Genomic DNA, 12,345 nt, shown 5'->3' on the forward strand with positions numbered 1-12,345 from the left:
ATTTACTCCGTTAGCATTCCCTGCTGCCAACCATGCTGCTGCCACTGGGCGGCCAGCATGGCGGCGAACTGCCCTACCTGGGGCAATCCCCGGGTCATCAGCATCACCGGCTCCACGAAGGCGGAGCCCTGGGTCCACCAGATCATGGGTTCCCCTTCCCTGGCCACCAGGCTCTGCAAGAGCTCGGCCTCGGAGGCGGCCGGCAGCACCAGGTTGCCCTGGGCCTGGGGCCAATGCAGGCGCCGCCCCTGGCCCTGGGGCAGAGGCACGGCGGCCAGGCGGCTGCGCCAGTCCCCTTCCTGCCAGTGATCGTCCAGCACCGCCGGCACCAGCTCCTCCAGCTCAGCCGACCATTGACCCTCCCGCCAGGCCTGCAGGGCCGAACCCTGGAACTCCCCCAGGGCCAGGAAGGGGAAGTGCCGGCCCACCTTGTCCACGGAAGGGATCAGGGTGCCCAGCAGGCCGGACTCGGCCAGCAGACCGGGGGCGGCGGCGAAATGCCAGACCGGCGAGGTCAGGTAGGCGTCGGTCCAATCCTCGCCCAGCTGTTCCCGGCTCACCGCCAGGCCCGCCTGGCACCACTCGAAGAACAGGTCTCTGACCTGGGGCGCCAGGTTGTGGCAGAGGAAGTCGCCCCTGTTGGGCACCTTGCCCATGTAGCCCCACTGCATCAGAGGGTCCTTGGCAGCTGGAAGCTTTCCAGCAGCGCCGTGGTGAAGGGGTTCTTCACCGAACTGGTGACCAGCTCCAGCTTGGCCTCGAAGTCCTTGACCTGGAGCTGCACTATCTGGTGCCTGTCCTGGGAGCTGATATGGCCGGCGTCCTGCAGCATCCGGAAGATGGCCCAGGGGCCCTGGTAGCTGGCCGCCACCGGCGTCGTTTCCTGGCTGGGGTTGAACACCACCCGGGTCATCTGCTCACCGGCGTTTTCCGGCCAGTTGAACTTGGTCAGGCGGGTCGGGCCGTGGCGGTAGGTCAGGTTCTGGCCGTCGATCTCCAGCATGAACTGGCTGACCCTCTGGTCCAGGCTACGGGGCTTGAGGCTGAAACTGAGCCTGGGGGTGCGGCTGCCGGGGGGGAAGAACACCTCGCGGATCTTCTGGGCCTCCTCGAAGAGGTGCAGGCTCTGCTCGCTGATGCCCAGATCCTTGGTCAGGCGCCAGGGGCTGCGGCTGGTGTCCACGTAGCTGCTCAGGTGTTCCTGGAAGAACTTGTCCAGCACGCCGCCGTAGCCGAAGAAGTCGCCGAAGTCCTGCAGCGCCACTTCCGACTTGGCCTGGCGGCGGAAGGGGTACTTGCCGGCGATGGCGCGGCGGTAGTCGCCGTAGACGCTGCCGCGCCAGATGTCGTTGATCTGGCGGGTTTCCGACAGCTTCACCACCTGGCGGGAGTCGCCCAGGAAGTCGCCGGCCAGGTGGTCGAGGCGGTCGGATTCGGAGTCGCGGATGGCGCTGTAGAAGTCGCGCAGGGCGTCGTCGAACTGGCCGCGGTCGACGGTGGCGATGGCGTGGGCGCGGGTCATGCCGCCCTGCTGCTCGAAGTAGCGGGCCGCTACTTTGGTGTCGGCCTGGAGGCGGTCGAAGGTCTCAGGCTTGACGCGGTTGAGCGCCTCGAAGGCCTTCTCCACCGGCGTCTTCTGGGGCTGAGCGTTGTCGTTTGCGGCCAGGTCCACCAGGCCGCTCAGCTCGCGCTTGCGCTGGCTGAGGCGGTTGAGGGCGGCGTCCTTGGCCTTGTCGGCGACGGCGCCCACCTTGCTCTGCTCGGGGTCGGTGAGCTGGGTGTTCTTCTTGACCAGGGCGAAGAGGCGGCCGATGGGGGCCTCTGGGCCCGACAGCAGGCCGGCGATGCGGGCGCCGTCCAGGGCCGAGTTGAAGGGCTTGAGGCGCAGGTCGTCGAGGAAGTTGTTCCAGACGTAGATGTAGTCGCGGAAGTAGCGCTCAGAGACCCCGGCCTCTATGACGTCCTCGTCCAGGTTGCGGAAGTCGGCGTCATTCTCGCCGTAGACCCAGGAGTCCTCGATCAGGCGTTTGACGATCTTGTCCTTCTCCGGCAGGAACACCGCCTGGTAACCGTTGCGGGTATAGAGGCCGGGGATACCCTGTTGCAGGCTGGTGCCGCTGCGGCGCTCGAAGACCCCTTCGGCCACGGAGCCCAGGGCCAGGGGCAGGCGGAAGTCGGGCAGGCGGCTGGCGTCGGAGTCCACCTTGATGCGCTGGTAGGCGCGCTCGGCCAGGGGCAGGGCGGTCAGCTCGGCCCTGGCGTCGGCCACCAGTTTCTGGTCCAGGGCCAGGGGCGGCGACATCTTCAGGTAGCGGCGCAGGTGCTCGTTGAGCTGGTTGCGGATGGGCTCGTTGATCTGCCCAGGCAGCCGCCGCTCCAGCATCAGCTCGAACCAGGCGTGGACCTGGTCTTCGTCCAGGTGGCTGCGGTCGGCCAACATCAGGTAGGTCTTGAGGGTCTCGTAGAGGTATTCGAGGTGGTTGAGGTTGCCGGCGATCTCCTGCTCCAGGGAGGCCTTGAGGGCGTCGGCGAACTGGCCCTGCAGCAGGCGGCCGTAGGCGCCCTCGGCGGCCTGGCCCAGGCGTTCACCCTGGAAGAGCCCCAGCTGCTGCGGGCCGCCGGCCGGCATGGGCTGGTGCAGCACGCCGGGCATGGAGGCGACGCCTCCCAGCAGCCGGTTGAGTTTGACCCAGTCCAGGTCCTTGTCCTGCAGGTCCAGGGACAGGGCCGACAGCTGGGCCTGGTAGGCCTGGATCAGCCGGCTGTTCCAGCCGTAACTCAGGTACCAGCCGCTGGTCAGGCCGACGGTGGCCAGCAGGGCGCTGGCCATGGCGGCGCGGCGCACCCAGATGAATTTCTTCTCGTGGTTGAGATCGGCGCTGGCCAGGTTGTGCTCGGAGAAGACGATGTCGTCGAAGAGCCGGCGCAGGAAGAAGCTGTCGTGGCTGGCCATGGCCGTTTTGGCCGGGGCCGGCTGCAGCCGGTAGTGGTTGTCCACCAGCTTGGCGATCTTGTCCATGGCCTGGCCGCTCTGCTCGGAGGAGACCAGGTAGATGCCGCGCAGCAGCGGCACCTCTTCGTAGGCGGAGGGGAAGAACACCTCCTTGAGCAGGTCCCAGAGCGGCGCCTGCAGCAGGGCCAGCTGTTTGGGGAACTGGTAGATGCGGCGCTGGGCGGCCGGGTTACGCTCCTGCTGCATCTTGTGCAGCACGAAGCGGCCGAGGCGCTGCTGCAGGGCGTCGAACTCGGCCTCGAAGGCCTGGGGCAGTGTCTGGGGGCTGCGCACCGCCTGCAGCGGGAAGGTGATGCCGAAGGCTTCCTGGCGTTCCTGTTCGCTGAGCAGGCCGAAGGTCTCGTTGAAGCCTTCCAGCAGGTCGAACTTGGTCAGCACCACGTAGACGGGAAACACCAGCCCCAGGCGGTTCTTCAGTTCCTGCACCCGTTGCTTGATGGCGCGGGCGTGCAGCAGCCGTTCGGTGGGGGTCTGCTCCAGCAGGTCGGCGACGCTGACGGCCAGCAGTACGCCGTTGATGGGGCGGCGGGGCCTGTTCTTCTTGAGCAGGCCGAGGAAGGAGTTCCAGCCCTTGGCGTCGCGCTTGTCGGCGCTGTCCTGGGTGGTGTAGCGGCCGGCCGTGTCGATCAGCACCGCCTTGTTCGTGAACCACCAGTCGCAGTGGCGGGTACCGCCGACGCCCTTGACGGCGTCTATGCCCATCTCGTCCTTGAGGGGGAACTCCAGGCCGGAGTTGAGCAGGGCCGTGGATTTGCCGGAGCCGGGGGCGCCGATGATCATGTACCAGGGCAGCTCATAGACGGACTTGAAGCGCCCGGGGCGCCACTTCTTCACCAGCGCCAGGGCGTCCTTCATGTTGTTGCGCAGCGCCTCCACTTCCTCGCTGAGCAGGGCGTCGTCGTTGCTGCTGGGGGTCAGCATCTCGTTGACCACCAGTTCGTTGGCCTGCTTCTCCCGCTTCAGGCGCCACAGCTGCCAGCCCAGCACCAGCAGCGCCAGCGTTACCAGGAAGAGGATGCGGGCGGCCACGCTGGCCAGGGGTTCCCAGCCGGCGATGGCCACCAGGGGGCCGCCGAACCAGGTCAGCAGTATGATGGCCAGGGCGCCCAGGGCCAGTATCACCTTGCGTGAACCCAGGCCGGCGCCCAGGCGACGTATCCATGTCATGCCACTCATTGTTCAGTCCTGCTCAGGGTATGAGGTCGATTTCTACCCGGCGGTTGCGGGCGCGGTGCTCGTTGCTGTCGTTGGCGAAGAGAGGCTCCGCCTCGCCTTTGCCCTCTGGCCAGAGGCGGCCGGTCAGGTCGCCGGTGCCGGCCAGGAAGTTGGCGACCGTCGTGGCGCGGGCCAGGGACAGGTGCCAGTTGGACGGGTACTTGCTGGTGAAGATCGGCTGGTCGTCGGTATGGCCCGTGATCTGGATGCGCCCCTGGGTGCTCTCCAGGGCCCGGCCTATCTTCATCAGCACCGGCTTGATGTCCTCGCGGATGGCCGCCGAGCCGGAGGCGAAGAGGGCCTCGTTGCCGATGCGCAGCCGGATGCGGTCCTTGAGGAAAATCAGCTCCAACAGGCCCTTGTCCACTTCGGTCTGCAGTATCTGCTGCAGGTATTTGCCGTCACGGGAGTCGGCCAGGCTGCTGGTGCCGGCCTCGGGGCCGGCCTGGGGCTTGACCGCCATCCGGGCTATGTCCAGGAACACCGGCTGGGCCTGCTGGTTGATGCGGTAGGCAAAACCCATGTAGACCAGCAGCAACGCCACGGCGCAGAGGGCGGCCAGCACCCAGAGCGGGAAGCGCTGGGCCAGTTCGTTGCCGGGCACCAGGCGGTCGCGCCAGTTGCCGTCGAAGGGGGAGCTGACCCGGCCCTGGTCGGCGCAGAGCTGCTGGTAGAGGCCGTCGCGCAGGGCGTCCAGCTGTTCCTGGCCCCGTTCCTCGATGCGGTACTTGCCCTTGAAGCCGATGGCCAGGCAGAGGTATTGCAAGGTCAGCAGCGCCTGGTCGTTGGTGCGCTGGGCCTTCTCCACCAGTTCGAAGAAGTGGGTGCCGGCCCAGGTCTCGGCGTGGAATTCCGACAGCAGCGAGCTGGCGGCCCACTGGCCGTTCTGGCCCCACTCGCTGTTGAGGACGATTTCGTCCAGCAAGGCGCAGAGGCAGTAGGAGGCCATGTCGACGCTGGCCGGGCTGCACTGCTGGCCCTGGAGGGCGCGCTGGTATTCGCGCACCAGCTCCATGGCCTGGCGGCGCAGGTTGGCCGTGTCGTCCACCTGGCGGATCTCGGCCAGACGGCAGGCCAGGGACAACAGCTTGGAGGCCTGGTCCACCAGGGGCCCCAGCTTGGTCTCCGGCAGCCGGAAGCGGCCACGAATGCCGTCGTCGGCCGGGGTGGAGAGGGCCGTCTTGTCCTCCGCCGCCGCCCGGGGTTGGGGCCGGGGTGGCGCCTGGCGGGCGCCGGGGCGGGGCTTGATGATGGTGCTGTCGTTCATCTGTCACATCCCTGTGCAATTTGGCGTTACTGGCGTATGGCCCAGAGTTCCAGGGCCAGGCCCGGGTAGTGGCCCGAGACGTGGACGGCCAGGCCGCCGCTCTGCCTGAGTTGCTGCCAACGGTCGCTGTGGCTGTCGAGCAGGAAGTAGTGGTAGCCGGCGTGGTAGGGGATCTGGCGCGGGGCCACCGGTAGGGCGCTGACGGCGATGCCGGGCAGGTGGTTGTTGACCAGATCGCGGATATGTTCGACGGCGCCCAGCTTGATCTGAGCCGGCAGCCGGCGGCGGATCTCTTCGGTGGTGAGGTCGGCTTTGACCGCCAACACCAGCTGCGCCGCTTCCAGCAGGCTCTTGTCCGCCAGGGGGGCAACCTTGATGCCGAACTGGGCCTCTTCCAGCTTGAGGGCCACGGCCGTCTGCTCCAGTACCGTGCTCAGGGACTGGCTCAGCACGGCGGCCAGGTCGCCGAAGGTGGCGGTCAGGTTGTCGTGGCGGTAGCCGGGCAGCTGCGGCGGGCGCTTCTCGGCGCGGGTGAAGGTGGCCATCTCGCCGGCCAGGGTGATCAGCAGCTCGTAGCCCCGCTCCGGGTGCACGCCTTTGCTTTCCTTGAGGTGCTCCAGCAGTGGCTGCCAGCGGTTGAGGGCCTGCAGCATCAGCACGTCCAACAGGGTGGAGGCCTGTTCGTTGCCCTTTTGCATGCGCATCGCCAGGGCGCCGGCGCGCTGTTTGACCATGGCCAGCAGTTCGCGCAGCAGGTTGGCCAGGGGCTGGACGGCGCCCATGTCCAGGCAGGGGGCGATGAAGGAGCGGTCCAGCTTCACCTCCTGCTCGTTGAGCACCTCGACGATGCGGGCTATGGGCAGGGACACGAAGCCGGCCTTGTCCTCCCGCTCCAGGCGCAGGCAGGGGTTGAGGTAGGCCAGGCCCAGGTCTTCCTCGAGGCCGTCCTCCAGGGAGTCGTCCATCACGGAGACGTCCTGCAACACGTAGCGGGCGATCTGGGCGCTGTCCCTGTCGGCGATATTGACGCCGGCCTGCTTCTCCAGGGGCAGGGCCAGGTAGAGCAGCTCGTCGCGGGCGTCGGCCGGTATGCTGAGGCTCAGGGATTCCTGCTGGTCGAAGCTGAAGGGCATGCCGTCGGGGAAGAGGCCGGCGGCGCGCACCAGGTTGACCTGGCCCAGGCCCAGGGCCTGCTCGTCCAGCATCAGCTCCGTGATGCCGTAGCCGTGGGGATTGAGCTTGACGTGCCGCTTGTTGGAGACCTGGTAGAGGAAGCGGTCCTGCTGCTGGAAGTGCTGGGGGCGCAGCAGCATGCCTTCGGACCAGGCGACTTTTGCCAATCTTTCCATGTCGTTAACCCTTGGTCTTGTGGATGGTCAGGGAGTCCAGGGCCAGGGCCAGGGTGTCGTAGTCCTCGGGGTCGGCCGGTATCACCAGCCGCCAGTCGGCTTTCTCGATATCCCTGAAGGCCACCACCACGCCGATGAAACGGGTCTTGGTGCCCAGGCGCATGCGGTGCACCAGGTGCTGGCCGGGCTGGACCTCCACGTCCTGCACCGCCACCAGCTCCTGGCCCAGGTTGGCCTTGGGGGATTCGTAGAGCTGGAAGAAGTCGCTGGACTCGAACTTGCTGCGGCCGCTCAGTTCGAAGATGCGAATGACGGCCGGTGAGGGGCGGCCCGAGATGTCGGGGTTGAGATCCTTGGCGACCTGGATGTCCAGGTCGGTGTAGGGCGCAACCACCTTGTTGGCCACGGCGCAGCCGCCGAGGGCCAGCAGCGTGGATAACAGCAGCAGGCGTATGTAGGAAAACATGGTGACTCCTATCTGTGGGTGCGAATGGCCGCTTCGTAGGCCTCGACAAAGGTGTCGCTCCTGAGCATGCGGTCGCTTTCACCGTATTCGCTGAGCAGGTGCTGACGTTGTTGTTGCCAACGGTCGAAGGCGCGGGCCTTGCCGATGACGGGAAGCTTGTCCAGGGTGTCGGCGCCTTGGCCGGCCTCGCCGCCCAGCAACTCGGCCACCACCCGCTCGACCCCGGCGAGCAGGGCGCGCTCATGGGCCTGGATGTCGGCGAAGGCCTCGTCCACGGCGGCGTCCGGGCCCAGGAAGGAGTTGTGGGGGCGCAGCAGCAGGGACTCTATGGCGTCCTGGGCCGTGGCCGAGAATTTCAGGGGGTTGTTTTCCTGGCGGCGGAAGGTGGTCTGCTGCACCCGCAGCTTCTGCTTCTGCTCGGCGCGCATGTGCAGCAGGTCCAGCAGCCGCTCCAGCAGCACCCGGGTCAGGTTGCCGAGATCGCGCATCAGTGCCGGATCCGGGGCCTTGTCCTTGAACTGCTGGGCCATGCCCATGCCTTCGACCAGGGCCTCGAACAAGGCGTCGTTCCTGGTGGGCTCCTCGGCCTGGGCGGGGGCCGGATTGCTCCAACCCCATTCGGTGGGAATGCCGCTGGCCGGCAGGGCCACATGGGCATCGTCCACCCTGTGTTCGGTCAGCCCCGAGGCCAGGGTCTCAACCGGCTTCTGGGTGTTTTGCACCGGCTGGGGAATGGCTAAATCGAGCGGCTTTTTCTGACGGATTTTTATTTCATCAGGTTGGGAATTAAGGGTAGGCATTTCCTGTTTTTCAGGGGTGCCTGAAATGCCTATTTCTTTCACTGATATTTCATAGTCACCGATGCGGATCTGGTCGCCTTCTTTAATTCTTTCTTCCCGATCCCGACCCAGTGGCTGGCCGGTGTTATTGATGAAAACACCATTTGTTGAGATATCCTTAAGCCAGAATTCATTGTCTTTAAAGGATATTTCCGCATGACGGGAGGAAATTACCCTGTCGGGATCAGGGAGCTGCCATTCGCACTCTTCTGACCTTCCAAGTGTATGATTTCCTTTTGAAAAAACCTTTTTTGCCTGAACGGTTGGCGATAAGCGGTGATAGCTTGTGATTTCAAGCTCCAGTTCCATGGCAATTACCTTTCCCTAGTAAACGAATTTGCCTAGAAGCACTGCTCCATTCTCAAGAGCAGGCTAAAGATATTATTCGTTGCATTTAGTGTCAACGCGTCATGACTTTCAGGTTCAGTTTTCTTGTTGTTAAGTGAAAAAAGCCGTTATCATTTAGCCGGGAATATAGGGAAATACAGATTCTCTTTAATTAGCAAAAATCAAATAACGGGAGAATAACGCATGGATGCAATGACCCAGACCCGCACTACAGTGCCCGGGCAGAGTTGTCCTGAACAGGATCTGCCCGTCGAGGCCCAGGCCCCCATGGACTGGCAGGGCAAGGTGCTCAAGGGCCGTTACCGCATCGCCTCGCTGCTGGGGTCCGGGGGCATGAGCGACGTCTACCGTGCCACCGACCTGCACCTGGAGGAAGCCGGTGCCAAGGACGCCCAGGTCGCCGTCAAGATACTGCGCAGCGAGCTGACCCGCGACGGCAATGCCTTGGGGCTGCTGGCCAAGGAAGCGGCCAAGTCCAAATGCCTGGCCCACCCCAACATCATCCGCGTCTACGATCTGGACCATGACGGTGACGTCTGGTTCATGGTGATGGAGCTGCTGGAAGGGGAGCCGCTGTCCAAGGTCATACAGCGGGCCAAGCCCCAGGGCCTGAAGTGGAAGGGCGCCAAGGCGGTGCTGGACCAGATCATCCAGGCGCTGGCCTACTCCCACCAGCGCGGCATAGTCCATGCCGACCTCAAGCCGTCCAATATCTTCGTGACCCGCCAGGGCAGCATCAAGATCCTCGACTTCGGCGTGGCCCAGGCCCTGCGGCCAGGCCACCAGGAAGATTTCCTCAACCAGTCCCTGGGGGACGAGACCACCGTCTACGGCTATACGCCGGCCTACGCCTCCACCTCTCTCATCGCCGGCAAGGAGCCGCAGGTGGAGGACGACCTCTACGCCCTGGCCTGCGTCAGCTATGAACTGCTGTCGTCCCGCCATCCCTTCGACCGCCAGCGCCTGGACGAGCAGCAGCGCAAGGCCTTCAAGCTGGCCAGGCCAGGCAACATGCCGGGGCGGCTCTGGGGCTGCTTCCGCCGCCTGCTCAAGGAAGAAGCCCGCCGCCCCAGCCTGGCCGAGATAGAAAAGACGACGCGGCCCCTACCCTGGGCCCACCTGATCTACCCGCTGGTGGTGGCCGCCGCCCTGGGCTCGGCCTTCTACGCCTGGCAACAGGGCGGCAAGGAAGTGGCCGCCGCCCGGGAGGAATTGAAGGCCCAGAGCGACCACCAGGCCGCCTTGGCGGAACTGTCCTCCCGGCCCGTCACCCAGCTGCTGGCCGGCCTGGGCGGCTTCAGCCCCCTGGAGCGGGCCGGCCTGCTGATGAGCAACAGGGACCGCATCATCGACCACTTCGGGCAAAAGGTGGACGAGGCTCTCAAGGCACCGGCCCGGGCCGACCTGCCCAACTTCCCGGCGGCGGCCAAGGTGCTGGTGGAAGCCCTGTCCTACTTCCCCAACGACGACAGCCTGCGCACCCTGGAGGCCCAGCTCAACCAGCGCCGCCTGGGGCTTTACAACGCCCTGGCAGAAGAATTGCGGGCCCGGTTGGTGCAGGGGGATTTCGGCTCCCAGGGCGCCGTCGACGAGCTGACCGGCCTCAAGGCCGACCTCCTCTTCCTCGGCAAGCAGCTGCCGGCCCTGGGTGACCAGGCCATCACCACCTACAAGGGCCAGATGAGCGCCGCCATCGACCAGGACGATGCCCCGGCAATCGCCCGGCTGCTGGCCATAGGCGAGACTTTCTACGGCCAGGAGCAAGGCGCCGCCGACACCATCAAGGCCGCCAAGCAGCAGGAAAGTGCCATAGCGGCCCTGGCCAACTACGACAAGGCCGTGGCCGAGGGTGGCACCGCCGACTACCCGGTGGACGCCGCCGAAGCCTTCTATGCCCGCAAGATTGGCGTCTGGAACGACGGCATAGCGGCGGCCAAGGACGGCCAGGCCCTGGACGCTGTCTTCGAGGCCGAGAAGGCCTTCGCCGCCACCCTGCCGGTAGACCTGCCGTCCCTCAAGGCACTGCGCCACAACCTGGCCAACGCCTACATCAGCCAGGCCAACGACCTGATAGCGCACCGCCGCGTCGTGGCCGCAGCCCCGCTGATGCAGCGCGCCAACGAACTGATGTCGGACTGACGGCGAGGGCACAAGGATGTCACCCCTGGACAGGACCCAACTGGGCCAAGGCGGCAAGGAAAGCCATGCCGCCGTCACCAAAGACTTACAGGCAAGGCCCTCGCTCAATGGCGTTCTTGTTAAAAAGAGCTCCGTTGCCGCTACATCTGGACTTATAAAGTCTAGTAATTTTTCGGAGCAAAGTCGGCATAGGCAGCCCGCGTCATCGAAAATCAAAGATGATGGTGTCAAACCAAGAAGGGCGAAGCCTTCGACTGACTTGTCTCTACTGACGGATCAAGATTCTGAGACAGTATACGATTTTGATAGCACCGTCAGCGTAACGTTCGAAGACTTCTGTCAGTCAGTCGATGAATTCAATAATAAAGGTCCCCAAGCGGAAGAAGCATTCAAGCTTTTCCGTGACCAGCAATGGGAAGAGCTTGAACAGTTTTTCTCTAAGAATTCTCTGAATGGGGGTTGGCCTCCCAATCGGGGAGCGATCTGCTCCAAAGAAGTATCGTTACAGGTTGGGGAGGTCATTGATCGCTACGGAGGCTTTATAGATAATGATACCGGCAAGTTCAGAGACTTGGGAACATTCGTAGCTAAGGCGGACGAACCCTTCGAGAACCGAGCTCTGCCCGAGAGTACTCTAGAAAAGCCATACAGGCGTTATCGCGTAGAGAAGGATATTATGGGAACCCAAGCTGGCAAAGCAGTGCCATGGTTTGGACAACCGGGGAAAGGGATGCAGTATGAACTGCCTCTTTCGGTTGAAGAGCTTGTTTCCTATGGCTTCCTTAAGGAAATTTCATGATTAGGCATCGAATGAAACTGTTTTCGAAGAAGGTGTTTGATGGTACAGACACTGAGCTAATGTCATCAGGGATAACGGTGAGCCTTGAACTATATGATTACAAGGTTGGCCTCAAAGACATAGTACCTATTAATAATATAGCCTCCGTATCTAGTGAGCTTGATGCAGACGAAATTTCTTCGTGTTTAGGGCTAAAGAAAACAAGTCTTGGGGAGGTGTTGATTTATCACGGGAGCATGCAGGGATTGAAGCTGACATATTGCCTTCTTAGTGGTAAAACTAAAAATAAATTGGCAGTGATGTCTTATGGCGAATATCAGCCTGGGCGATTTATTTGTATTCTTGAAGGTGTAATAGACCTTTAGCTTCTCAAGCTAAGGGTATTGGGTTCATCATGTTGAGTGCATAGCTCATGAACGACATACCCATAGTCACTTCACTTGCTTCACCACCTGAGGCCTTCAAAGAGCTCTTTCGATATCAAGACGGCGATGTTCATACCCTCTTTTCCTACAAAGATAAGATCGTAGTTTTACTTTCAGGTGAACCCGATGATGGCTTCTATTTGCAGATAGAACTACCGAAGCAGGCGATGTCATGGCTTGCCGATGTTATCGATGTGCAACTGGGCAAGGCGCCAAACGACGGCGGCCTGCCTGTAGGCACCGCATTGGTGGCGCAGGAGTTCGATGGCGAAATCATACAAGTCTGCCGCCTGGCCAACACCAGAGGGGGTGGAGAGCCGGGTTTCGAGGTTATGAACCGTTCAAGGCACTGCAACGTTGATGAAGATGATATGCAGGGCTTTGAGTTCACCGATGAAGTGATGCGCGCGGTCGGCTTGGTGGAGAAGTTCAGGGCCCTAGCCGGCTGCTGACAGTTGCCAGCAACTCCAATAGCCGAGCCCAGC

At 63.3% G+C, this 12,345-nt stretch carries 10 protein-coding genes and 1 pseudogene; 4 read left to right on the top strand and 7 right to left on the bottom strand.

The window, feature by feature from the left end:
- Positions 1-2: 2 nt before the first annotated feature.
- The 7 genes and pseudogenes from tagF to tagH (PVT67_RS18805) form a co-directional block, all read right to left on the bottom strand.
- The gene (gene tagF, locus PVT67_RS00365) at positions 3-671 is read right to left on the bottom strand and encodes a type VI secretion system-associated protein TagF (protein WP_301496650.1); all 669 of its coding nucleotides are present in this window, start codon (positions 669-671) and stop codon (positions 3-5) included.
- Positions 671-4,180 carry a type VI secretion system membrane subunit TssM gene (gene tssM / locus PVT67_RS00370; RefSeq protein WP_301496653.1) on the bottom strand — a complete coding sequence of 1,170 codons (3,510 nt, stop codon included), beginning with the start codon at positions 4,178-4,180 and terminating at the stop codon, positions 671-673. Before tssM ends, tagF begins: the two co-directional genes overlap by 1 nt.
- Before the next feature lie 22 nt (positions 4,181-4,202).
- Positions 4,203-5,495, bottom strand: coding sequence for a type VI secretion system protein TssL, long form (gene tssL / locus PVT67_RS00375; RefSeq protein ID WP_301496655.1), 1,293 nt, complete (start codon positions 5,493-5,495; stop codon positions 4,203-4,205).
- A 26-nt stretch (positions 5,496-5,521) separates the two neighbouring features.
- Positions 5,522-6,844 (bottom strand): type VI secretion system baseplate subunit TssK, encoded by a 1,323-nt coding sequence (gene tssK / locus PVT67_RS00380; RefSeq protein ID WP_301496657.1) that lies wholly within the window; start codon positions 6,842-6,844, stop codon positions 5,522-5,524.
- 4 nt (positions 6,845-6,848) lie between these two features.
- The gene (gene tssJ, locus PVT67_RS00385; protein ID WP_301496659.1) at positions 6,849-7,310 is read right to left on the bottom strand and encodes a type VI secretion system lipoprotein TssJ; all 462 of its coding nucleotides are present in this window, start codon (positions 7,308-7,310) and stop codon (positions 6,849-6,851) included.
- Positions 7,311-7,318: 8 nt separating this feature from the next.
- Positions 7,319-8,032, bottom strand: a complete 714-nt coding sequence (gene tagH, locus PVT67_RS00390; protein ID WP_301496661.1) for a type VI secretion system-associated FHA domain protein TagH — start codon at positions 8,030-8,032, stop codon at positions 7,319-7,321.
- 132 nt (positions 8,033-8,164) lie between these two features.
- A pseudogene (tagH, locus tag PVT67_RS18805) lies at positions 8,165-8,458 on the bottom strand (type VI secretion system-associated FHA domain protein TagH); the annotation flags it as partial.
- A gap of 231 nt (positions 8,459-8,689) precedes the next feature.
- On the opposite strand from tagH (PVT67_RS18805), the gene PVT67_RS00395 reads away from it, so the two are divergent.
- Genes PVT67_RS00395 through PVT67_RS00410 form a run of 4 tightly spaced genes read left to right on the top strand, consistent with a single transcriptional unit; the run spans position 8,690 to position 12,312 of the window.
- Positions 8,690-10,636 carry a serine/threonine-protein kinase gene (locus tag PVT67_RS00395; protein WP_301496663.1) on the top strand — a complete coding sequence of 649 codons (1,947 nt, stop codon included), beginning with the start codon at positions 8,690-8,692 and terminating at the stop codon, positions 10,634-10,636.
- A gap of 16 nt (positions 10,637-10,652) precedes the next feature.
- Positions 10,653-11,435 carry a TNT domain-containing protein gene (locus tag PVT67_RS00400; protein WP_301496665.1) on the top strand — a complete coding sequence of 261 codons (783 nt, stop codon included), beginning with the start codon at positions 10,653-10,655 and terminating at the stop codon, positions 11,433-11,435.
- Positions 11,432-11,800, top strand: coding sequence for a hypothetical protein (locus PVT67_RS00405; RefSeq protein WP_301496667.1), 369 nt, complete (start codon positions 11,432-11,434; stop codon positions 11,798-11,800). The genes PVT67_RS00400 and PVT67_RS00405 overlap by 4 nt, the downstream gene beginning before the upstream one ends.
- A 47-nt stretch (positions 11,801-11,847) precedes the next feature.
- Complete coding sequence (locus PVT67_RS00410) at positions 11,848-12,312, top strand: hypothetical protein (RefSeq protein ID WP_301496669.1); 465 nt, start codon at positions 11,848-11,850, stop codon at positions 12,310-12,312.
- Positions 12,313-12,345 lie beyond the last annotated feature (33 nt).

The sequence above is a fragment of the Gallaecimonas kandeliae genome (assembly GCF_030450055.1).
Classification (GTDB): Bacteria; Pseudomonadota; Gammaproteobacteria; order Enterobacterales; family Gallaecimonadaceae; genus Gallaecimonas; species Gallaecimonas kandeliae.